This window comes from Bradyrhizobium sp. CIAT3101 (assembly GCF_029714945.1).
In the GTDB taxonomy this organism is placed as follows: Bacteria; Pseudomonadota; Alphaproteobacteria; order Rhizobiales; family Xanthobacteraceae; genus Bradyrhizobium.
Genome location: NZ_CP121634.1, coordinates 9,278,745 through 9,301,613 on the forward strand (window position 1 = coordinate 9,278,745; position 22,869 = coordinate 9,301,613).

20 protein-coding genes are annotated in these 22,869 nt (G+C 65.0%); 6 read left to right on the forward strand and 14 right to left on the reverse strand.

What is annotated here, in order from left to right; all coding sequences use genetic code 11:
* Positions 1–28: 28 nt before the first annotated feature.
* Positions 29–523, reverse strand: coding sequence for a transcriptional repressor (locus tag QA645_RS42915; protein ID WP_283047212.1), 495 nt, complete (start codon positions 521–523; stop codon positions 29–31).
* 156 nt (positions 524–679) lie between these two features.
* On the opposite strand from QA645_RS42915, the gene QA645_RS42920 reads away from it, so the two are divergent.
* The 3 genes from QA645_RS42920 to QA645_RS42930 are packed head-to-tail and all read left to right on the forward strand — an operon-like array spanning position 680 to position 3,870.
* Positions 680–1,162 carry a MarR family transcriptional regulator gene (locus tag QA645_RS42920; protein WP_212303293.1) on the forward strand — a complete coding sequence of 161 codons (483 nt, stop codon included), beginning with the start codon at positions 680–682 and terminating at the stop codon, positions 1,160–1,162.
* Positions 1,155–2,318, forward strand: coding sequence for an HlyD family secretion protein (locus tag QA645_RS42925; RefSeq protein WP_283047216.1), 1,164 nt, complete (start codon positions 1,155–1,157; stop codon positions 2,316–2,318). The genes QA645_RS42920 and QA645_RS42925 overlap by 8 nt, the downstream gene beginning before the upstream one ends.
* A 4-nt stretch (positions 2,319–2,322) precedes the next feature.
* On the forward strand, positions 2,323–3,870 hold the full coding sequence (locus tag QA645_RS42930; RefSeq protein ID WP_283047217.1) for an MDR family MFS transporter: 1,548 nt from the start codon (positions 2,323–2,325) through the stop codon (positions 3,868–3,870).
* A gap of 89 nt (positions 3,871–3,959) precedes the next feature.
* Here QA645_RS42930 and QA645_RS42935 read toward each other — a convergent pair whose 3' ends face one another.
* From QA645_RS42935 to pcaF, 5 genes are all read right to left on the reverse strand, one after another.
* A complete protein-coding gene (locus QA645_RS42935) occupies positions 3,960–5,021 on the reverse strand; it encodes a phosphotransferase (protein ID WP_283047218.1) in 1,062 nt (353 codons plus the stop codon).
* Positions 5,022–5,114: 93 nt separating this feature from the next.
* Positions 5,115–5,717 (reverse strand): protocatechuate 3,4-dioxygenase subunit alpha, encoded by a 603-nt coding sequence (pcaG, locus tag QA645_RS42940; protein WP_283047219.1) that lies wholly within the window; start codon positions 5,715–5,717, stop codon positions 5,115–5,117.
* A gap of 1 nt (position 5,718) precedes the next feature.
* Positions 5,719–6,420 (reverse strand): protocatechuate 3,4-dioxygenase subunit beta, encoded by a 702-nt coding sequence (gene pcaH / locus QA645_RS42945; RefSeq protein ID WP_283047221.1) that lies wholly within the window; start codon positions 6,418–6,420, stop codon positions 5,719–5,721.
* Positions 6,421–6,548: 128 nt separating this feature from the next.
* Complete coding sequence (locus tag QA645_RS42950; protein WP_283047223.1) at positions 6,549–7,442, reverse strand: dioxygenase; 894 nt, start codon at positions 7,440–7,442, stop codon at positions 6,549–6,551.
* A gap of 71 nt (positions 7,443–7,513) precedes the next feature.
* Positions 7,514–8,722: a 3-oxoadipyl-CoA thiolase gene (pcaF, locus tag QA645_RS42955; protein WP_254135105.1), complete on the reverse strand. Its 1,209-nt coding sequence runs from the start codon at positions 8,720–8,722 to the stop codon at positions 7,514–7,516.
* Positions 8,723–8,938: 216 nt separating this feature from the next.
* Here pcaF and mutS point away from each other — a divergent pair, with 216 nt between their 5' ends.
* Positions 8,939–11,677, forward strand: coding sequence for a DNA mismatch repair protein MutS (mutS, locus tag QA645_RS42960; RefSeq protein ID WP_283047225.1), 2,739 nt, complete (start codon positions 8,939–8,941; stop codon positions 11,675–11,677).
* Positions 11,678–11,790: 113 nt separating this feature from the next.
* Here the strand turns inward: mutS and QA645_RS42965 are convergent, their stop codons facing one another.
* The 7 genes from QA645_RS42965 to QA645_RS42995 form a co-directional block, all read right to left on the reverse strand.
* Entirely contained in the window at positions 11,791–13,467 is a 1,677-nt protein-coding gene (locus QA645_RS42965) for a PAS domain-containing methyl-accepting chemotaxis protein (protein WP_254135107.1), read from the reverse strand.
* Positions 13,468–13,753: 286 nt separating this feature from the next.
* Positions 13,754–14,470 carry a hypothetical protein gene (locus QA645_RS42970; protein WP_254135108.1) on the reverse strand — a complete coding sequence of 239 codons (717 nt, stop codon included), beginning with the start codon at positions 14,468–14,470 and terminating at the stop codon, positions 13,754–13,756.
* A 102-nt stretch (positions 14,471–14,572) separates the two neighbouring features.
* Positions 14,573–15,388, reverse strand: coding sequence for a hypothetical protein (locus tag QA645_RS42975; protein ID WP_283047230.1), 816 nt, complete (start codon positions 15,386–15,388; stop codon positions 14,573–14,575).
* A 42-nt stretch (positions 15,389–15,430) separates the two neighbouring features.
* Entirely contained in the window at positions 15,431–15,940 is a 510-nt protein-coding gene (locus tag QA645_RS42980) for an OsmC family protein (RefSeq protein ID WP_063686102.1), read from the reverse strand.
* A 54-nt stretch (positions 15,941–15,994) separates the two neighbouring features.
* The gene (locus QA645_RS42985) at positions 15,995–16,780 is read right to left on the reverse strand and encodes an ABC transporter ATP-binding protein (protein ID WP_283047234.1); all 786 of its coding nucleotides are present in this window, start codon (positions 16,778–16,780) and stop codon (positions 15,995–15,997) included.
* 3 nt (positions 16,781–16,783) lie between these two features.
* Positions 16,784–17,629 carry an ABC transporter permease gene (locus QA645_RS42990; RefSeq protein ID WP_283047236.1) on the reverse strand — a complete coding sequence of 282 codons (846 nt, stop codon included), beginning with the start codon at positions 17,627–17,629 and terminating at the stop codon, positions 16,784–16,786.
* A 210-nt stretch (positions 17,630–17,839) separates the two neighbouring features.
* Positions 17,840–18,811 (reverse strand): aliphatic sulfonate ABC transporter substrate-binding protein, encoded by a 972-nt coding sequence (locus tag QA645_RS42995; protein ID WP_283047238.1) that lies wholly within the window; start codon positions 18,809–18,811, stop codon positions 17,840–17,842.
* Positions 18,812–18,999: 188 nt separating this feature from the next.
* On the opposite strand from QA645_RS42995, the gene QA645_RS43000 reads away from it, so the two are divergent.
* The gene (locus QA645_RS43000; protein WP_283047240.1) at positions 19,000–21,792 is read left to right on the forward strand and encodes a [protein-PII] uridylyltransferase; all 2,793 of its coding nucleotides are present in this window, start codon (positions 19,000–19,002) and stop codon (positions 21,790–21,792) included.
* Between the two features lie 8 nt (positions 21,793–21,800).
* On the opposite strand, the gene QA645_RS43005 is transcribed toward QA645_RS43000, so the two are convergent.
* Positions 21,801–22,331: a methylated-DNA--[protein]-cysteine S-methyltransferase gene (locus tag QA645_RS43005; RefSeq protein ID WP_283047242.1), complete on the reverse strand. Its 531-nt coding sequence runs from the start codon at positions 22,329–22,331 to the stop codon at positions 21,801–21,803.
* Between the two features lie 99 nt (positions 22,332–22,430).
* Between QA645_RS43005 and QA645_RS43010 the strand changes: the two genes are divergently transcribed.
* Positions 22,431–22,787, forward strand: a complete 357-nt coding sequence (locus tag QA645_RS43010) for a DUF1304 domain-containing protein (RefSeq protein ID WP_283053611.1) — start codon at positions 22,431–22,433, stop codon at positions 22,785–22,787.
* The last annotated feature ends 82 nt before the right edge of the window (positions 22,788–22,869 follow it).

Genomic DNA, 22,869 nt, shown 5'->3' on the forward strand with positions numbered 1-22,869 from the left:
CGGGGGCCGGCTTTGCGCCGTTGTTGCTTCAAGAGGTTTTCTGACAATGGGTGCAGACACCCGTGATCTCCACCACGGACAGCTTTGGTACGAAGCCCGACGCGCGCGCCGCGGCGTTGAGTTCCTTGGCAAAGGATCCTGACGGGATCTCGCCGACCAGACCGCAGCGCTCGCAGATCAGGAACGCGACCGCCGAGGTCGCATCATGGTCGTGGGCGGCGCAGGCGAGATAGGCGTTGCGGCTTTCGATGCGGTGCACGAGGCCGTTCGCCATCAAAAAATCCAGAGCGCGGTAGACCGTGATCGGCGCCGGTCGCGCCATCGACTTGGCGAGTTCGTCGATCACCTCATAGGCTCCAAGCGGACGATGGCTGGAGAGCAGCGCGCCCAGCACCTGGCGCCGGATCGGCGTGAATTTCTGCGCCCGCTGCTCGCAGACCGCTTCCGCATGCGCCAGCGCGTCCGCGGTGCAGCGGCCGTGATCATGGTCGGGCGTCGGAAATGCCGGCTTTGCGAGGGTCATTCGGCCCGCCTTCTAGCATTTCGGCCGGGGAACCCAAAGCACGACCAATGCGGCGGCGGTCAGCCATGCTTTTGCTGCGGGACAGCATCGCGTTCTTCCGCCATGAAATAATCATAAGCTTGCTTATTATATCCTAGCTTATTGGAGACCAAGCTCATGACCCGCGGGTCTGTCGACCAGAATTTCCTGTTCACGCTCGGCGAGCTCTACCGCCTCTTGCGGGTTTATGCCGACAAGGAGGCGTCGCGCTTTGGCATCACCCGCGCGCAATGGGCGGTGCTGGCCAAGGTCGAGCGCAGCGAGGGCATGAAACAGTCGGAACTTGCCGAACTGCTGGAGATGCAGCCGATCACGCTGACGCGGCTGATCGACAAGCTGTGCGACAGCGACTGGATCGAGCGCCGCAGCGACGCCTCGGACCGCCGCGTCAAGCGCCTTTATCTGAAGAAGGCCGGCCGCGCTCTGCTGGGCAGGATGAGCGGCCTGAAGTCGGAACTCACGGCGAACGCGCTCGACGGCATCAGCCCGGCGGACGCCCACCGCCTTCTCACACAACTCGAAACCATCAAGGAAAACGTGCGTACCGCGATCCAGACATCTGGTGCGGAACAAGCGCGTAAGGAGCAGCGCTATGGCTGATCAGGTTCTCAAATTCCAGCCCGAGCAGAAGATCGACAGCGGCAAGCCGACCAAGAAAGCCGGTACCGATCCGCGCCGCCGCTTCGTCGCCGGCCTGCGCCGCCATCGCCGCTTCCTGCTGATGGTGGTGCTGCCCGTCGTCGCCGTCATCGCCGGCCTGACCTTCTATCTCCATGGCGGCCGCTATGTCGGCACCGACGATGCCTATGTCGGCGCGCAGAAGGTGCTGGTGACGCCGGACATCTCCGGCAAGATCGAGAAGGTCGTCGTCAAGGAAGGCCAGCTCGTCAAGCAGGGTGACGTGCTGTTCGAGATTGACCCCGTCCCGTTCCGCCTCGCGGTGGACGAGGCCAAGGCGCAGCTGATGCAGGCGCAGACGACCTATGACAACCTGCGCGCCAACATCAAGATCTACGGCGACATGCTCAACCTCGCCCAGCAGGGCGTCGACCTGAAGCAGCGCGACGTCGAGCGCAAGCAGGCGCTGGTGAAGAACAGCTACGGCTCGCAGCTCGATCTCGACAACGCCTCGAACGCGCTGGTCACGTCGGGTTCAATCGCGCAATACGTCAAGCAGCAGATCTCGACCGCCAAGACCCAGCTGCTCGGCGATACCGACCTGCCGCTCGATAAATTCCCGCCTTACGTTTCCGCCAAGTCCAAGCTCGACAATGCCGAGCGCAATCTCGATCATACCGTGGTGCGCGCATCGATGGATGGCGTGGCGACCCAGGTCGAGCAGATCCAACTCGGCCGCTACGTCGCCGCCGGCACGGCTGTGTTCTCCGTCATCGACATCGCCCATCCCTGGGTCGACGCCAATCCGAAGGAGAGCGACCTGACGTTCGTCACCGAAGGACAGCCGGTGACCCTCGAGGTCGACGCGTTCCCGAACCACGTCTTCAAGGGCAAGATCGGCTCGCTCTCCCCCGGCACCGGCGCGCAGTTCGCAATCCTGCCGCCGCAGAACGCCACCGGCAACTTCGTCAAGGTGGTGCAGCGCGTGCCGATCCGGATCTATTTCGACGAGAGCGACAAATACGTGAAGAAGCTGAAGGCCGGCATGAGCGTCTATGCCACCATCGACACCGGCCACCAGCGTTCGCTCGCCGGCCTGCTCGGCCTGTCGGCCACGGCAAATCAGGACAAGGACTGAGTCGATGTCCAATGCCAGCCTGATGGTCCCCGGCCTGCGCCGGAACATGGTGACGATCTGCGCCATGACGGCGACCATCATGCAGGCGCTGGACACCACGATCGCCAACGTCGCGCTGCCCTACATGCAGGGCACGCTGTCGGCGTCGCAGGACCAGATCAACTGGGTGCTGACCTCCTACATTGTCGCCGCCGCCATCATGACGGCGCCGGTGGGCTGGATCGCCAATCGCTACGGCCGCAAGCGCATCTTCATCATCTGTTCGGCCGGCTTCACGCTGGCCTCCGTGCTGTGCGGACTCGCGCAGGACATCAACCAGATGGTGCTGTTCCGCCTGCTGCAGGGGGTGTTCGGCGCGGCGCTGGTGCCGCTGTCGCAGGCGGTGATGCTCGACTATTACACGCTGCAGGAACGCGCGACCGCCATGTCGATCTGGGGCATGGGCGTGATGATGGGGCCGATCATGGGCCCGTCGCTGGGGGCCTGGCTGACCGAGAGCTATTCCTGGCACTGGGTGTTCTTCGTCAACCTGCCGTTCGGCGCGATCACCGTGCTCGGGCTCGCCGTCTTCATGGACGAGACCGACAAGAATCTCAGCCTGAAGTTTGACTGGTTCGGCTTTGGCGCACTGGCGATCGGGATCGGTGCACTTCAACTTGCGCTCGATCGCGGCGAGCAGCTCGACTGGTTCGAGTCGGTCGAGATCGTGACCGAGTTCGTGATCTCGGGCATTGCCTTCTATTACTTCTTCGCGCACTCGTTCACGACGGCGCGGCCCTTCATCCAGTTCGCGCTGTTCAAGGATCGCAACTTCCTCACCGGCTGCATCTTCATGACAGTGATGGGCCTCGTGCTGTACTCGACCATGGCGCTGGCCTCGCCCTACCTGCAAAACGTCATCGGCTATCCCATCATGACCGCCGGCGGCCTGCTCGCGAGCCGCGGCTTCGGCACCTTCTTTGCCATGATGATGGTCGGCCGTATCATGCGCTACATCGAGGCCCGCACGCTGATCATCTGCGGCCTGTCGCTGACGGCGGCCTCGCTGTTCCAGATGACCGGCTGGACCGACCAGACCCAGGTGCCGGAGATCGTCATCGTCAGCGTGATCCAGGGCTTTGGCTTCGGCCTGGTCTTCGTGCCGCTCTCGACGGTGTCGTTTCTGACGCTGCCGAACCATCTGCGCACCGACGGCACCTCGATGCTGACACTCTTGCGCAACGTCGCAAGCTCGGTCGGCATCTCCATCGTGATCGCCCAGCTGACGCAGGGCACCCGCAAGACCTACGCGATCCTGTCGGAGCACATCAATCCGTTCAACCACGCGCTCCAGATGCCCGACGTGCGCGGCATGATCAACCTCTCCACCGATGCCGGCCGCGCCATGGCCGACCGCATGGTCAGCGTGCAGTCGCAGATCATCGCGTTCGCGCACGACTATCAGCTCGTGATGTTCTTCATCCTTTGCACCATCCCGCTGGCGCTGATGATCGGCTCGACCAAGGCCACGCTGCGCAAGCAGGCGGCGCCGGAACACGCGGTGATGGAATAGGACGCGGTCGAGCCGCCGTCTCCCCTGTCGTTCCGGCCTTCGCCGGGACGACACCGGAGTTGTTGAACTGCCGTCGTGCTCCAACAGCCCTACAACAACTCCTCGCAGCCGAGATCCTCGACTGCCATCATCACCCGCTCCAGATTGTTCCACCAGATCCCTGGTGGGACGTTGATCGCCCATTGCCAGACCGGCTTGGTGATGTGCCAGAGCACCGACCAGCGATAATCCTGGTCGAGCGCGCCGCGTGTGTAGCCGGTCACGCCATGTGCGAGCAGCGTCTCGTGGTAGCGATTAAGCAGCGCCCGCTCGAGCGCCTGCCGACGATCCGGATACCATTGGATCGCCATCATGTAGGCAAGGTCGTTGGTGGGCACATTGATGCCCCACAGATCGAAATCGAAGATGCGCACGGTGTCGGCGACGCCCGCGCGCGGCAGCAGGAAGTTCCAGGTATGCGCGTCGCCATGGACAATGCTGATGTGGCGCCGCGAATGATAGCGCTGCGACAGCCGGGCCGACTGTTCGATGAGCCGGCGATAGAGAATGCGTCGCTCCTCACTCAGGCGATCGCCGAGCTCATCGGCGAAGCGATCGTAATGACCGGCGAACGTCTCCAAATGCGCCGCGCTATCCTCGGCGCTTGCCCAGGTGCCGACGGTCTCGCCGAGGTCGGCATGATTCCACCACGTCGCATGCATGCCCGCCAACGTCGTGACGATGGCCATGGACTGATCTCGCGACGGTGGCAGCGTCGGCACGGTCGCAAGTTCATGACTATCGGTGAGATCTTCAAGCAGGAGATGCCAGTTGAGGGTGTCCTCGTCGAAACGTCCGTCGAAGCAGCGCGGCACCAACCCCCGCGGCATGCGCGGTGCCAGCATCGTATAGAAGTCCAGCTCGTGCCGGCCGCCATTGGCGAGCGTCTTGGCAAAGTCGGCATGCGGCGTCTTGAGGATCAGCGTCTGCGGCGAACCGCCGGATTCTCCGACATAGCGCAGGCCGAGCCGGGTGATGTGCGACACGACCGTGTCGCGCTCGTGCAGCACCTTCACCTCGCGCACGGCCCCGGCATCCAGCGCGCCGGCCTTGCGCAGCGCGGCCGTGAGGTAACCGGGTTCAGCGACCGCCGGCAGTTGTGAGGATGTCATGAATCGCGCCCCCCGGTGCCGCAGCCATACTGCATGATCACACCGGGAAGCGCCAGCGCGCGACAGCCGCCTTCACAGGAAGACGGCAAGACGTCACACGTCGAAGAACACCGTCTCGTTGTCGCCCTGCAGGCGCAGGTCGAGCTTGTAGACCGCTTTGCCGGCCTCGCGCACCGCGATCAGCGTGGCGCGCCGCTCCGCCGGCACCAATCCGAGCACGGGATCGGCGGCGTTGCCGGCTTCATCACTGAAATAGATGCGGGTATAAAGATGCCGCAGCATGCCGCGCGCGAACACCGCCAGAACGATGTGCGGCGCCTGCGGCTTGCCGTCGGGATCCGGCACCGCACCCGGCTTGACTGTGTCGAAGGAGTAATTGCCGTCCTTGTCGGTGCCGCAGCGGGCGAAGCCGCGGAAACTCGCATTCGGCAATGCGCGCTTGTCCTGCGGATCGGCGAAGCGGCCCTGCGCATCCGCCTGCCAGATCTCCAGCATGGCGTCCGGCACGATGGCACCGTCGCCGTCGAACACCCGGCCCTCGATGCGGACGCGATCGCCGGTGACGTCAGGCGTCAGCGTCGAATTGGTGAAGGCGTCGTTCCAGGCATATTCGCCGGTCGGCGTCATGCCGTATTTGAAGAACGGGCCGACCGTCTGCGACGGCGTGATCCCATCGGGCTTCACAGAATCCTGCACGTTACTTGGTCTCCATGGGGGTGGCGTTCTCGCCGCGCAGCACGATGTCGAAGCGATAGCACAGCGCCCATTCGGGCTTGGTATTCTCCAGGTCGAACGACGACACCATGCGCATCCGCGCCTTCTCGTCCGGCACCGAGTTGAAGATCGGATCGAACGGGAACAGCGGGTCACCCGGGAAATACATCTGCGTCACGAGGCGGGTGACGAAGGAATGGCCGAACACCGAGAGATGGATGTGGGCGGGGCGCCAGGCGTTGTGGTGATTGCCCCAGGGATAGGCGCCGGGCTTGATGGTGACGAAGCGGTAATAGCCGGATGCATCGCTCTGGGTGCGGCCCGCGCCGGTAAAATTCGGATCCAGCGGCGCCGGATGCTGATCACGGACATGGACGTAGCGGCCGCAGGCATTGGCCTGCCAGATCTCGACCAGCGAGTTCGGGACGCCGCGGCCATCCTCGTCACGGACATGGCCGTGCACGATGATGCGTTCGCCGAGCGGCTCGCCTGTGTGCTGGGTGGTGAGGTCATTGTCGCCGTCGCGCACGGTCTCATGGCCGTAGACCGGGCCGGTCAGTTCCGACAGTGTGTGGCGCATCGGGATCAGGGGCTTGTTCGGCGCGCGCTTGATCGAGCTCTTGTAGTCGGGCGACAGCGGCAGCGGATGCGCCTTGTTGCTGTCGGTGGGATAGATGAATGTCATTGGCGAACTCCTCCCCGGCCATTTTGGTCCAGCCGGTCAACGCTTCTGCCAATCATTATAGAATATAACTAATCTAGGGAAGCCGGTTTAGCGCCTCCGGCAAACCCGGCATCATCGGTCACCAAGCCTTACTTGATCGGCGCACGCGGCAGCACGGCCTCCCCGGCCTCGAGCCGGTAGGTATGGTCGAGCGAATACCAGGGCGCAGAGATGTCATTCGCGGTCGGATGCGGCGTCTCGTGGCGCACGAACTTGCCGATCAGCGCCTTTGTCACGCCGAACTGCACGTCGCTGTCGATATGAGGGTCATTGGGATCGTAGACCTGCGAGATCAGCACCTTGAATCCCGGCTTGAAGATCAGGGCGTGCAGATGCGCGGGGCGATAGGGGTGCCGGCTCTGCTCCTCCAGGAGGCGGCCGACCACACCGTTTGTCGGAATGGGGTAACCCACCATCATCACCGAGCGAAAGGCAAAGCGCCCGTCGGCATCGGTCGTGAACTTGCCGCGCAGGTTCATGTCGGCCTGCTCAGGGTCCTGGTTCTCATAGAGCCCGACCGGCGAGGCATGCCAGACATCAACCTCCGCGCCCGCGACGGGGCGGCCGTCCTTGTCGACGACACGGCCATTGACGAACAGCGGCGCGCCAGGTGTCTCGGACCGAACGATCGATCCGCCATTCTCCACCCGCGGCGAGTTCAGCCGCCAGAACGGTCCGAGCAGCGACTGATCGGTTTCAGTATTGCCGTGATCGCCGTTGTTGAGGAGGCACACCAGCGGTGAGACGCCAAGCGAGCCCGCCATCAGCACGACCTCGTTGTGCGTGTCGGTGGTCAGCTTGCCGAGCTCGGCGATGACGGCCGTGGCGTCGCGGAATTCCTTCTCGGTCAGGCGCACGTCGCGGACGAAGCCGTGCAGATGCTTGACCAGCGAGACCATGATCTGCCGCATCCGCGGATCGGACGTCCGCTCCATCACCTCAAGTGCGGCGGCCGTGATATCCTGCTCGCGCTCGATGATCATGCTTGTCTCCCAGCCGTCCGCCGGCTCTTCACCTCTCCCCGCAAGAACGGGGAGAGGGAGAGGATAGACCGTCAGTTCAGCTTCTCGATCGCAACGGCAACGCCCTGGCCGACACCGACGCACATGGTGGCGAGCGCGAGCTTGCCGCCGCGCTTCTCCATGCCGTGGACGGCGGTGAGCGCGAGGCGCGCGCCGCTCATGCCGAGGGGATGGCCGAGCGCGATGGCGCCGCCATGCGGATTGACGAAATCGGCATCATCGGCAACGCCGAGCTGGCGCATGCAGGCGATGCCCTGCGAGGCGAAGGCTTCATTGAGTTCGATCAGGTCGAAATCAGTAATCTTCTTGCCCAGACGTTCCATCAGCTTGCGGGTCGCGGGCACGGGGCCGATGCCCATGATGCGCGGCGGCACGCCGGCCGAGGCGAGGCCGAGGATGCGGGCGCGCGGCGTGAGGCCATGCTTCTTCACGGCGGCCTCAGAGGCCAGGATCATCGCGGCCGCGCCGTCATTGACGCCGGAGGCATTGCCGGCCGTCACCGTGCCGGGATTGCGCACGATCGGCTTCAGTTTTGCCAAACCTTCCAGCGTCGTTTCGGGACGCGGATGCTCGTCCTTGTCGATCGTGACCGGGCCGGCCTTGCCGCCGGGAATGGTGATCGGGGTGATTTCTTCCGCGAAATAGCCGGCTGCGATCGCCTTACCCGCACGCTGCTGCGAGCGGATCGCGAAGGCATCCTGGTCTGCGCGGGAGACCTGGAATTCCTCGGCGACGTTCTCGCCCGTCTCCGGCATCGCATCGACGCCATACTGTGCCTTGAGCAGCGGATTAATGAAGCGCCAGCCGATGGTGGTGTCGAAGATCTCGGCCGAGCGCGAGAAGGCTTCCTGCGCCTTGCCCATCACGAACGGCGCGCGCGTCATGGATTCGACGCCGCCGGCGATCGCAAATTCGATCTCGCCGGAGCGGATGGCGCGGCCGGCAGCACCGACTGCATCGAGGCCGGAGGCGCAGAGCCGGTTCAGGGTCTGGCCGGGAACCGAGTCCGGGAGCCCCGCGAGCAGCAGCGCCATGCGCGCGACGTTGCGGTTGTCCTCGCCGGCCTGGTTGGCGCAGCCAAAGAAGACTTCGTCCACCTGCGCCCAGTCGAGATTGGGGTGCTTGGCCATCAGCGCCTTGATCGGGGCGGCGGCGAGATCGTCGGCGCGCACCTTGGCGAGCGAGCCGCCGAAACGGCCGATCGGGGTCCGCACGGCATCGCAGATAAAGACGTCACGCATCGTTGTTCTCCCTGAATGCCGCGGTTCGGCGGAAATTCTTCAATGTCGGCGGAGTTTTAGGAGGGCGCCCGCGGCAGGTCAATTGACGGTTTCTTGCGTGTTCCGAAGGGTGCGCACGCCGCCAGCGCATGCCGCGGTGCGGACAACGTGGAAAACCCGCCCGGCCCGGCCAAACCGATAGGAGCACGAGGCGAAATTTTGTAGGTTGCGCCGCCCATGACCATGCAACAGCCCATCCCTGTACCGCCCCCCGATGAGACGCCCGCGCAGCCGGCGGAAGCCGCCGCGCGCGTCACGCCGATGATGGAACAGTACCTGGAGATCAAGGCCGCGCATCAGGGCCTGCTGCTGTTCTACCGGATGGGCGATTTCTACGAGCTGTTCTTCGAGGACGCGGAAATTGCCTCGAAGACGCTCGGCATCGTCTTGACCAAGCGCGGCAAGCATCAGGGCAACGATATCCCGATGTGTGGCGTGCCGGTCGAGCGCTCCGAGGATTATTTGCATCGCCTGATCAGCGCCGGCCACAGGGTCGCCGTGTGCGAGCAGACCGAGGATCCCGCCGCGGCCAAAGCGCGCGGCAACAAGAGCGTCGTCCGCCGCGGCGTGGTGCGGCTGGTCACGCCGGGCACGCTGACCGAGGACACGCTGCTCGACGCGCGCGCCAACAACTATCTGCTGGCGATCGCGCGGGCGCGCTCGTCGGCCGGCGGCGACCGCTTTGGTCTCGCCTGGATCGACATCTCGACCGCCGAATTCACGGTCACGGAGGTTTCGGGCGGTGAGCTTGCCGCGACGCTGGCGCGCATCAATCCCAACGAGGCGATCGTCACCGACGCGCTTTATAGCGATAACGAGCTCGGACAAACCTTGCGCGAGCTGCCGGCGGTGACGCCGGTGACCCGCGACGTCTTTGATGGCGCTACCGCCGAAAAGCGCCTCTGCGACTACTTTGCCGTCGCGACCATGGACGGGCTGGCGCAGCTCTCGCGGCTCGAGGCCACGGCCGCTGCCGCCGCCGTCACCTATGTCGACCGCACCCAGGTCGGCAAGCACCCGCCGCTGTCACCGCCCGCACGCGAAGCCTCGGGCGCGACCATGGCGATCGATCCCGCCACCCGGGCCAATCTCGAGCTGACGCGAACGCTCGCGGGCGAACGCCGCGGCTCGCTGCTCGATGCCATCGATTGCACGGTGACGTCGGCCGGTTCGCGCCTGCTGGCGCAACGGCTTGCAGCACCCTTGACCGATGCGCCGGCGATTGCGCGGCGGCTCGATGCCGTCAGCGCCTTCGTCGCGGATTCGGCCACGCGCGAGGACATCCGCAGCATTCTGCGCGGCGCGCCCGACATGTCGCGTGCGCTCGCCCGTCTCTCGGTCGGCCGCGGCGGACCGCGCGATCTCGCCGGCCTGCGCGACGGCATCCTCGCCGCCGACCAGGTGCTGGCGCGGCTCGGCGAGCTCGACCAGCCGCCACAGGAAATTGCAGCGGTGATGGCGGCGCTGAAGCGTCCCTCGCGCGAACTCGCGGCCGAATTCGCCAGCGCGCTGGACGATCAACTGCCGCTGATCAAGCGCGACGGAGGCTTCGTTCGTGCCGGCTATGAGCCGGCGCTCGACGAAGCCCGGAACCTTCGCGACGCCTCGCGCCTGGTCGTGGCCTCGATGCAGGCGCGCTACGCCGACGACACCGGCGTCAAGGGCCTCAAGATCCGCCACAACAACGTGCTCGGCTATTTCGTCGAGGTCACCGCGCAGCATGGCGACAAGCTGATGTCGGCGCCGTTCAACGCGACCTTCATCCATCGCCAGACGCTGGCGGGCCAGGTGCGCTTCACGACGTCGGAGCTCGGCGAGATCGAGGCCAAGATCGCCAATGCCGGCGACCGCGCGTTGGGACTCGAGCTCGAAATCTTCGAACGGCTCTGCGCCAAGGCGCTCGAGATCAGCGACGATCTGCGCGCCGCGGCGCAAGGCTTTGCGCTGCTCGACGTTGCGACGTCGCTGGCCAAGCTCGCCGTCGACGAGAACTACGTGCGGCCCGAGGTCGACGGTTCGCTCGGCTTTGCGATCGAGGCCGGCCGCCACCCCGTGGTCGAGCAGGCTTTGAAGCGCAATGGCGAGCCGTTCATCGCCAATGCCTGCGATCTCTCGCCAAGCCCGGCACAAAAGTCCGGCCAGCTCTGGCTGCTTACAGGTCCGAACATGGCGGGTAAGTCGACCTTCCTGCGCCAGAACGCATTGATTGCGCTGCTGGCGCAGATCGGCAGTTTCGTGCCGGCCACGCGGGCACGGATCGGCATCATCGACCGGCTGTTCTCGCGCGTCGGCGCCGCCGACGATCTCGCCCGCGGCCGCTCCACCTTCATGGTGGAGATGGTCGAAACGGCTGCGATCCTCAACCAGGCCGGCGAACGCGCGCTGGTGATCCTCGACGAGATCGGCCGCGGCACCGCGACCTTCGACGGTCTCTCGATCGCCTGGGCCGCGATCGAGCATCTGCACGAAAGCAACCGCTGCCGCACGCTTTTTGCAACCCACTACCACGAGCTGACCGCGCTCTCGGCAAAGCTGCCGCGCATGTTCAACGCGACCGTGCGGGTGAAGGAGTGGCAGGGCAACGTCGTGTTCTTGCACGAGGTGCTGCCGGGCTCGGCCGACCGCTCCTACGGCATCCAGGTCGCCAAACTCGCCGGCCTGCCGCCGGCCGTGATCAATCGCGCCAAATCGGTGCTGGCAAAACTCGAAGCCCAGGACCGCGGCCAGACCGCCCGCGCGCTGGCCGACGATCTCCCGCTGTTCGCGGTGCCATCGCGCGCCGCCGCAGAAGCCGCGCCGCCGACCGAGGCCGAACTGCTGATGGACGCGGTGAAAGCGCTGCACCCCGACGAGATGTCGCCGCGCGAGGCGCTCGATGCGCTCTATGCGTTGAAGGCCAAGCTGCCGAAGCAGTGACGGTGCCGTAGGGTGGGCAAAGCGTAGCGTGCCCACGTCTTGTGCGTTGATCGAGGGAAAGACGTGGGTACGACGCGCGAAGAGCGCGCCTTTGCCATTCCTGCGCGCTCGGCTTACGCCCTCGCCGCGATCGCCGCGGCTTCCGCCGCAGCGCGCTGCATGCTGGTCGACATCTCGCTCGTCACCGTGCTCTGCTCCTCGACGGCGGCGGCAGTCGATGTCACGTATTCGCTGACATTGTTGATCGCCTGCTTGATCGAGCCGAGCGCACTGACGACGTCGCCGGAGATGCCGTTGAGGCTGCCGATCTCCTGGCCGATCTTGTCGGTCGCCTGTCGCGCCTGGTTGGCGAGACTCTTCACTTCGGAGGCGACCACCGCAAAGCCGCGGCCGGCTTCACCCGCGCGCGCCGATTCGATCGTGGCGTTGAGCGCGAGCAGATTGATCTGCCCCGTGATGCTGTTGATCATCTCGATGATGCCGCTCATCGCCTGCGCCGCCTCGGTCAGGCGCTGCGCCTGCGCATCGGCGGAGGCGACCTGATCCACCGCGCTCATCGCGGTCTCGCGCGATTTGGTCATCGCCTCGGAGATCTCCCGCACCGAGGCGTTGAGCTCCTCGGAGCCTGCCGCGACCGATTCCATCATAGCGCGGACGCGCTCGTTGCCCATGCGGACCAGCACCTGCCGCGTGGTGTCGGTGGCGTATTTCACGACCTTGAACGGCTTGCCGTTGAGATCGAGGATCGGGTTGTAGGAAGCCTGGATGTAGACCTCCCGGCCGCCCTTGCCGATGCGCTTGTACTCGGCCGCCTGGTACTGGCCGCGGCCAAGCGCCGCCCAGAACTCGCGATAGGCCGCGCCATCGCGCTCACCGGGCTCGACGAACATGCTGTGATGCTTGCCCTGGATCTCGGCCAGCGAATAGCCGAGCGTGGCGAGGAAGTTGGCGTTCGCGGTGATGATCGTGCCGTCCATGTTGAACTCGATCACGGCCTGCGCCTTGTCGATCGCCGACATCTGACCGGCGAGATCCGCGTTCTTCAGCTTCTCCGCGGTCACGTCGGTTGCGTATTTGACGACGCCGAACGGCTTGCCGTTCTCGTCGAGCAGCGGATTGTAGGAGGCGAGGATCCAGACCTCGCGGCCACCCTTGCCGACGCGCTTGAACTCGCCGGCCCGGTATTCGCCGCGGTTGAGCCTGGCCCAGAATTCGCGATAGGCCGCGCTGTCGCGCTCGGCCTGCTCCACGAACAGGCTGTGATGCTTGCCCTCGATCTCGGCGAGCGAATAGCCGAGCGCCTTGCAGAAATTCTCGTTGGCGGTGACGATGGTGCCGTCGAGCTTGAACTCGATCACGGCCTGGGCGCGGCTGTTGGCGGCGATCTTCGAGGCGTCCGTCATGCTCCGGATTTTCTTCTCGGTGATGTCGGTCGCAATCTTGGCAACCATCACCGCCTTGCCGTCGCCGTCGAGCACCGGATTGTAGGATGCTTCGATCCAGACCTCGCGACCGCCCTTCGCGATCCGCTTGAACTCGCGCGCCTGATACTCGCCACGGTTCAGCGCGGCCCAGAACGCCTTGTACTCGGCGTTGTCGCGCTGGTCGGCCGGCACGAACATGGAGTGATGCTTGCCCTGGATTTCGTCAAGCCGGTAGCCGAGAGCATCGAGAAAATTCTTGTTGGCCGTGATGATCGTCCCATCAAGTTTGAATTCGATCATCGCCTGCGAGCGGCTGATAGCGGCAAGCTGTGCATCGGCGTTACCGCGGGACTTACGACCAAACATCAAGGGAACTCCATCTCGAAATAATGTCGATGGGACACGCCCATCCAAACCAGGGAATTCAACCGCGGCGGAGTCGCCGTATTCAAATCGACAATCCCGCGGATCCGGAGCGATCAAATCGCCAATTCGTCATCATGACGCACGGATGGAAGCCTGGGCGGGCACGCAATATGAGTCGTAACGGAAAAGATCGAATAAAGTTCTAATGGACGTGTCGAAATTCGGCAGTCGCGGAAGTCCGCAGTCTCACGGCTGGAGCCGCGCCTTGTGCACCGCACGCCGGCCGTCAGCGGCTCGCCCCGGCAAACGGGTCGATCAGCTTCAAGGTCGCGGCCAGGCGGATGCTGCGCTTGCCGGCGAGCGCGGTCGCTTCCATTTCGGCGCCCTTGTCATCGCAGTGACCGGAGAAGCCGATGCCCACCGCATAGCCCCCGAACAAGGGATGCTCGCTCTTGGCCGGTGTGTGTTCCTGATTGACGAATTCGCCTTTCCAGCGACCGTTCGCCGAAGAATAGGCGCCGAGATAATAGAAGAAGGCATCGCCGCCGAGGATGCGGCCGTCGCGCAGCAACATCACGCCGGTATGGCCACCGGTAATTCCGTCCAGCATCCGGATGTCGATCGAATAGAGCCCGCTGACGATGCCGCCCTCGCCGACCGTACCGGGTGGGGGAACGTCATCGTCGCCGAGCGGCGTCATCACGGCGCGAAACACTGCGGCGTCCTCGACCACTTCTCCCTCGAAGCGGTAGAGCTTGCCCTGCTGTCGACCGCGAATGCTGATTGTAACGGCGTCGGAACTGACCAGCGACCTGTGCTGCGGCGACCGGCTGTGGCGCTTCGTCCGGAGCCTGGCGACGATTTCGCCGTCCACAATCTCGTAGGTGCCGAAGTGGGCGAAGGCCGTGTTGCCGCCAAGCATTTTCCCGGCATGGGCGTACAGCACGCTGCGGCCGGAGCCGTCGTTGATATCGTATTCGACCTTGTACAATCCCTCCACCACACGCCCCGATCTTGCTCTGTTGCCAGTCTAGCGGGTCTGCCAGCCCCGGTAACTAACTATCCTGAGTCAGGACTGAGGTCCCAAGCGTAAGCGTACCTCACCTTACGAAGCGCGGCGCGGCTCACGCATCGCCCTCTTCCGTCGTCCCATCCACCACAGCGTCAGGTTCCAGCCGATGCAGGTGGCGAGTGCACAACTCAAGCCGATCACCGAGCCGAACTGCGTGACGGCGACGTGCAGCACGGCAATCGCCATGCCGAAGCCGAGCAGGCCCCAGGCGGAGTTGGCGAGCACGGCGGCGGTCGGCGGGCCGCCGATGCGCGGATGCAGGATCACCATCATGCTGGTGAAGACGATCGGATAGAGCGCGATGACGCCGGAGACGCGCGGGCCGACCCAGCCCGAGGTCGAGACCACGATCGCGACGAGGACTGCGACGAGCGAAGCGCGGAACGGGATATCGTACCAGCGACGCGTCACCAACGGCATCTTCACGTGGCGGTACTGCGCAAGCAGCGGAATGCAGATGCCGAAGGCGACAAGGTTGACGGCGAGCCCGGCCATCAGGGTCCAGTCGAACAGACGGATGATGGACGCCAGCGCAATCCACACCGCCACCGCGCTTCCAACGCTCACGGCAAAACTGTGCCGCTGCGCCAGCACGACGTAGGTCAGCCCGAGGAAAATCGTCGCAGCGTTGACCGGAAGGCTCGACAGCGCCCCCTGCGCGATGAAAGCGGCGTCATGGTCGATCGCGAGGAAGACATAGGAAGGTCCTGCCGAGATCGGCAGCGTCGCCACCAGCGCGCCGATCACCGGGCCGGAGCGCTCGGTGATAACAGACGCCGACACCACGAAGGCGGCCGCAACCGCCATGCGCAGCAGAAGGAAGAGGATGTAGGAAAGTTCGGCCGGCATTTTCTTCTTCTTACCCTCCCCTGGAGGGGGAGGGTCAGGAAGTCACATCCGTTGCATCGACACCGAAACCTTCGGGCCGTTCTTGATGGTCTGATAGACCACGCAATAGCGCTCGGTGAGCTTGAGCAGCAGATCGAGCTTGTCCTGCGGCGCCGGTGTGTCGACCTCGAAGCGCAGGCGGATCTCGGCGAAGCCGACCGGCGTCTCCTTGTCGACACCGAGCGTGCCGCGGAAATCGAGATCGCCCTCGGCGTAGACGTTACCGGTCTTGAGCGGGACCTCGATCGCGGTCGCGACCGACTTCAGCGTGACGCCGGCGCAGGCGACCAGCGCTTCGAGCAGCATGTCGCCCGAGCAGAGCTCGAGGCCGGAGCCGCCGGTGGCGGGATGGAGGCCTGCCATCGCGATGGCGCGGCCGGTCTCGACCTTGCAGGCGATGCCTTCGCTGTCGGTCGAGCCCTTGGCCTTCAGCGTGATCATCGCGGTCTTGGGATCGGTCTTGTAGCGTTCCTTGATCGGGGCCTGCATCTGGCGCAGTTCTGCGGCGTCCATCTTGTTCTCTCCCGGAAAAATCGCCCCTCGATGTACCGGCTCAGAGAGAAAATGTCACCACCACATGGCCTGACCGGGACCCTGGGTTGCGTCACGGTCGGGCACGTTGCGGTCGAGCGAACGGTCGAGTGACGTCAGCACACTTCGCTTGAAATTCTCGAACAGCGGCGAATTGCGGTCGCGCGGTCGGCCGAGATTGATCTCGATCTGGTCAAACAGCCGGCCCGGCCGCGGCCGCATCACCAGCACGCGATCGGCCAGCACCACGGCCTCGTCGACGTCATGTGTGACGAGGATCAAGGTCGGGCGCGTATCGGCCCAGAGGTCGAGCAGATGATCCTGCAGGTCCCTGCGGGTGAAGGCGTCGAGCGCCGAGAACGGCTCGTCGAGCAGAAGCACTTCGGGCTGCGGCACCAGCGCGCGGGCGATCGCAACGCGCTGCGCCTGACCGCCGGAGAGCTCGCGCGGCCAGGCCTGCGCCTTGTCGGCAAGTCCCACACGTGCCAGCGCGCGCGCCACCTTCTCGCGTCGCTCGGCGGCCGGGAGATCGGCAAGTCCAAACCCGATATTGTCGGCGACACTGAGCCAGGGCAGCAGCCGCGGCTCCTGGAAGATGATGCCGATCTTGGCATGCGGCGAGGCGATCGCTTCGCTGTCGAGCGTCACCGTGCCCGAGCTGGCGCGGTCGAGGCCGGCGATGGCGCAGAGCAACGTTGATTTGCCGCAGCCGGAACCGCCGATGATGGCGATGATCTCGCCCTGCCTGATCTCGGCGGAGAAGCGCGCCAGCGCCTGCACGCCGTTGGGATAGGTCTTGCTGACCCGGTCGAGCGCCAGCATGGCTTAAGTCCCCTTCGCTCGCCCGAAAGCGTCCTGCCAGCGCAGGAACGGCGCGGCTGCGACCTCGATCAGCCAGTCGGTGAGCTTGCCGAGGATGGCAAAGATCACGATGGCGGCGAGTATCTGCGCGGGCTTGCCGAGCTGCTGGCCGTCGAGCAGGAGATAGCCGAGGCCTTCGGAGGCGCCGATCAGCTCGGCGGCGACGACGAACATCCAGCCAAGACCGAGGCCGACGCGCAAGGACACGACATAGGCCGGCAGCACTGCTGGCAGCAGGATGCGGCGGATCATCGCGAAGCCGGAGAGGCGGAAGGTGCGGCCAACCTCGACGATCTTGCGGTCGACCGACAAGATCGCGCCCATCACGCCGAGATAGACCGGGAAGAACACGCCGACCGCGATCAGCGCGATCTTGGAGGTCTCAAAAATGCCGAGCCAGAGGATGAACAGCGGCACCCAGGCGAGCGACGGAATCGCGCGCAGGGCCTGCACGGTCGGATCGAGCAGCCGCCGCGCCAGCGACCAATAGCCGGAGATGGCGCCCAGCAGCGTGCCGGCGACCACGCCGAACGCGAAGCCGAGGCCGACGCGCCACAGCGTCGCGGCGATGTGGCGGACCAGCTCGCCGGAGCGCGCGAGATCGGCGATGGTGGCAAAGACCCGCGACGGGGGTGGCACCAGCCGGCCGTTGGACCAGCCGAACCAGACGATGAGTTCCCAGCCGACCGCCAGGATCAGCGGCAGCAGCAGCCCCAGCATCGGCCGCGCATAACGCGACAGCCGCGAGGGCGCGGCGGCGCTCTCGGCCGTATCCGAGGATTGCTGCAATACTGGCGCGTCGGAGATCATGGCCGGTAGGAAGCGCGTCTGGGGCGGGAATGCAACAGTGTCGCTACATCCACAGCCGTCGTCCCGGCGAAGGCCGGGACCCATAACCACAGGGAGATGTGGTTAAGGGGGCTCGGAGTGACCGTCTTCGCGCCAAACCGCGCCCTGGGATTATGGGTCCCGGCCTTCGCCGGGACGACACCTGAATTTGCCGCTCACGCCTGCCGCCCGTCAATTCGTCGGCAGCGGGACCTGGTCGTCGATCAACGCATCCAGCGTCGCCTTCACATCGACCTTGGCGTCGACGACGCCGGCCTGTTGCAGGGCAAGACCGGCGGCGAGGATCGACTCGCGCTGGGGTGCGCCGATGCGGCTGTGGGTGAGCTCGGTGCGCTCCTTGAGCTGTTTGTCGACGACCGCGTCGGGCAGCTTGGTCACAGCGATGAAGGTCTTCTTGAGGTCGTCGTAATTGGCCAGCGAATATTTGCGCGCCTCCTCATACACTGCGAGCACGCGGCGGGCAGCGTCCGGATAGTCCTTCAGGAACTGCTCGCGCACATTGAGGATGCCCCAGGTGTTGGCGTCAGCCTTGCGGTAGAACAGCTTTGCGCCCTCCTCGACCTCGGCCTGCGCCATCATCGGATCGAGACCGGCCCACGCGTCGACATCACCGCGGATCAGCGCGGTCTTGCCGTCGGCGTGCTGCAGCAGCACCGGGGTGATGTCCTTCTCGGTGAGGCCGGCACCCAGCAGCGCGCGCACCAGGAAGATGTGCGGATCGGTGCCGCGCGTTACCGCGACGCGCTTGCCCTTCAGGTCGGCAACGCTTGCGATCTTGGAATCCTTGCCTATGACCAGTGCGGTCCATTCGGGACGCGAATAGACATAGATCGACTTGATCGGATTGCCGTTGATGCGCGCGACCAGCGCGGCCGAACCCGCGGTCGAGCCGAAATCGATCGAGCCGGCATTGAGGAATTCGAGCGCCTTGTTCGAACCGGCCGACTGCACCCAGGTGATGGTGATGCCGTCCTTGGCGAACTCCTTCTCAAGCAGGCCCTTCTGCTTGAGAACCAGCGACACCGGATTGTAGGTCGCCCAATCGATGCGGATTTCCTTGAGCGGATCAGCAGCCTTGGCCGCAGGGGTCACGGCGAGCGCAACGGCTCCCGCCAGCAGAATGCGTCGCGTAATCTTGGTCATACCCAGCCTCCTCAGGAATTTCATTGTTTTTCAATGAGTTATATCTAGAGGTCAACGAGAAAATCCCACCCTTGAAAGCGCAGGGCCTGAGAACAATTTTGCCCGATGCCGGCCTTTTCCAGCATGGAACGACTATTGCCAGAGAATGGCGGGTGACAGCGCCTGTCACCTCTTATATCCGGTGAGACATGGACAGCGTTGCGACCGAGCACAAGCCACAGATGGATGATCGCTTCGACACCGCGCGGATCACCGCGGCGGTCGATGCGCTTGCGGAAAAGCATCAGGGCCGCGAGGACGCGTTCCGCACCGCGACCGCGCAATTGCTCAAGGCCGAGCTGCTCGCCGCGCGCTCCGCAGCACAAGCGATCCTGCTGAAGGACCGCCACGGTCGTCGCTGCGCCGAGCGGCTGTGTCACGTGCAGGATGAGATCATCCGCATCCTCTATTCGGCCGCGACCCGTCATCTCTACCGCTCGCCAATCCCGAGCGGCGCGGAGCGCATGGCGGTGGTCGCGACCGGCGGCTACGGCCGCGGCCTGATGGCCCCCGAGTCCGACATCGATCTGCTGTTCATCCTGCCCTACAAGCAGACCGCCTGGGGCGAGCAGGTCGCCGAAGCCATTCTCTATTGCCTCTGGGACATGGGGCTGAAGGTCGGCCATGCCACGCGCTCGGTCGATGAATCGATCCGGCAGGCGCGCGGCGACATGACCATCCGCACCGCGATCCTGGAGACGCGCTTCCTGACCGGCGACAAGCCGCTGTATGAGGAACTGGTCGCCCGCTTCGACAAGGAAGTGGTGCAGGGCACTGCTTCCGAATTCGTCACCGCAAAGCTCGCCGAGCGCGAGGAGCGGCATCGCCGCGGCGGCCAGTCGCGCTATCTGGTCGAGCCCAACGTCAAGGACGGCAAGGGCGCGCTGCGCGACCTGCACACGCTGTTCTGGATCGCGAAATACGTCTACCGCGTCCGCGACACCGACGAGCTGGTCGAGCGCGGCGTGTTCGACGCGCAGGAATACCGCAGCTTCCGCCGCTGCGCCGACTTCCTCTGGTCGGTGCGCTGCAATCTGCATTTCTATTCCGGTCGCGCCGAGGAGCGCCTGTCCTTCGATCTCCAGCGCGAGATCGCGATCCGGCTCGGCTACACCTCGCATCCCGGCATGCAGGACGTCGAGCGCTTCATGAAGCACTACTTCCTGGTCGCCAAGGAAGTCGGCAACCTCACCGCCATCCTCTGCGCCAAGCTCGAGGACCAGCAGGCGAAGCCCGCGCCGGTGCTGAGCCGGATGATGGCACGGCTGCGCCCCACGGCCGTGAAGCGGCGCGTGCCTGACAGCGACGACTTCATCGTCGACAACAACCGCATCAACGTCGCCGCGCCCGACGTCTTCAAGCACGATCCGGTCAATCTGATTCGCATCTTCCGCCTGGCGCAGAAGAACAACCTCGCCTTCCATCCGGATGCGATGCGCGACGTGACGCGTTCGCTCGGCCTGATCAACGCGCAAATGCGCGAGAATCCCGAGGCCAACCGCCTCTTCATGGAGATCCTGACCTCCGACAACGCAGAGATCGTGCTTCGCCGGATGAACGAGACCGGCGTGCTCGGCCACTTCATCCGCGCCTTCGGCAAGATCGTCTCGATGATGCAGTTCAACATGTATCATCACTATACCGTCGACGAGCATCTGATCCGCTGCGTCGGCTTCCTCCAGGACATCGAGCGCGGCGGCTTCGAGGAGTTCACGCTCGCCAGCGACCTGATGCGCAAGATCCGGCCCGAGCATCGTTCGGTGATCTACATCACGACGCTGCTGCATGACATCGCCAAGGGACGGCCCGAAGATCATTCGATCGCAGGCGCCAAGGTCGCGCGCCGGCTCTGCCCGCGGCTCGGCTTCAGCGCAGCCGACACCGAGCTGGTGGCCTGGCTGATCGAGGAGCATCTGACGATGTCCACGGTCGCGCAGTCGCGCGATCTCTCCGACCGCAAGACCATCGAGAATTTCGCCGCCGTGGTGCAGTCGGTCGAGCAGATGAAGCTGCTCACGATCCTGACCACCGCCGACATCCGCGGCGTCGGCCCGGGCGTGTGGAACGGCTGGAAGGCGCAGCTGCTGCGGTCGCTCTACTACGAGACCGAACCGGTGCTGACCGGCGGCTTCTCGGAGGTCGACCGGGGAAAACGCCTCACGGCGGCCTACGCCGAATTCCGCCATGCCTTCGCCGAATGGCCGGCGGACGAGCTCGACGCCTATGTCGGCCGGCACTATCCGGCCTATTGGCTCAAGGTCGAGCTGCCGCGCAAGATTCGCCATGCCCGCTTCGTGCGGTCGAGCGAACAGGCGGGCCACAAGCTCGCGATCAATGTCGGCTTCGACGAGGTGCGCGGCGTCACCGAGCTTACCATCTTCGCCGCCGACCATCCCTGGCTGCTGTCGATCATCGCGGGCGCCTGCGCGTCGGCCGGTGCCAACATCGTCGACGCCCAGATCTACACCACGACCGACGGCCGCGCGCTCGACACCATCTCGATCTCCCGGGAATACGACCGCGACGAGGACGAGGGCCGGCGCGCCACCCGCATCGGCGAGATGATCGAGGACGTGCTCGAAGGCAAGCTGCGCCTGCCCGAAGTGGTGGCGCGGCGCACCGTGCGCAGCAAGGCGCGGCCCTTCGTGATCGAGCCGGAAGTGACCATCAACAATCAATGGTCCGACCGCTACACCGTGATCGAGGTCTCCGGCCTCGACCGCCCCGGCCTGCTCTACGAGCTGACCACCGCGATCTCGAAGCTCAACCTCAACATCGCCTCGGCCCATGTCGCGACCTTCGGCGAGCGCGCCCGCGACGTGTTCTACGTCACCGACCTCTTGGGCGCCCAGATCAACGCCCCGACCCGCCAGGCCGCGATCAAGAGCGCGCTGACCCATGTGATGGCCGGCGACAAGGCGGTTGCGGCACCGGCGGCGTGAGCTGAGCCTCAGACCTCCACGCCCTCGTGCCGCAGCAGCCAGCGCTTGCGCTCGAGACCGCCGCCGTATTTCACCAGCGAACCATCCGCGCCGATCAACCTATGGCACGGCAGCACCACGCTGATCGGGTTCGAGCCGTTGGCGTGGCCGACGGCGCGAACGGCCTTTGGCATCTCGATCTTTGCGGCGAGTGCGCCATAGCTCATCGTGGTGCCTGCCGGGATTTTTGCCAGAGCGGACCAGACCTTTTGCTGGAACGGCGTGCCGGCGATGCGCCATTCGACGCGTAAGAGCTGACCGAGATCACCCTCGAAGTAGGCCGACAGCGCGGCCCTCATCCCGGTCGGCGCGGGCCGATCGACCAGATCCACTGCGCCGTGATGCAGGCGCAGGAGCTCGCGCATGCGGTGCTCGTAATCGTCCCAGTCGAGCGCGCGCAACGCGCCGTCGGCATCGGTGACGAGTAACGCGATTCCGATCGGCGTCGCCAGGCGATCGAGGCCGAAGCGTTGTGGAGTCCTGGTTGATCGAGCGGCCATTGCGACACCATTGCATCGAAACACGGCATCGCACTTTCCATGCCGGCCATGCTACCGTCCACCCGAAAGCTGACGCTTTTGGGGGAGCTCAACTTGATTCTGATCGCCAATATCCTGGTGGCGCTGGTCGCCGCGCTGCACGCCTACTTCCTGATCCTGGAGATGTTCCTCTGGGACAAGCCGCAGGGCTTGAAGGTTTTCCGCAATACGCCCGAGAAGGCCGAGATCACGAAAGTGCTGGCCGCCAATCAGGGGCTCTATAACGGCTTCCTCGTCGCCGGCCTGATCTGGGGGCTCGTCCACGGCAACCCGGCCTTCGCGTTCCAGATCAAGGTGTTCTTCCTGCTCTGCGTGATCGTGGCCGGCGCCTATGGCGCGGCGACCGTCAGCACGCGCATCCTGATCGTGCAGGCGCTGCCGGCGGCAATCGCACTGGTCGCTTTGTTCCTGGCCTGAGACCATCGAACTTAAGGCTCCGGGCCTGAGACGCTACGGCGCAGCGCCGCGATCCTTGCGCGGCGCCTGCCCTTCCTCCACA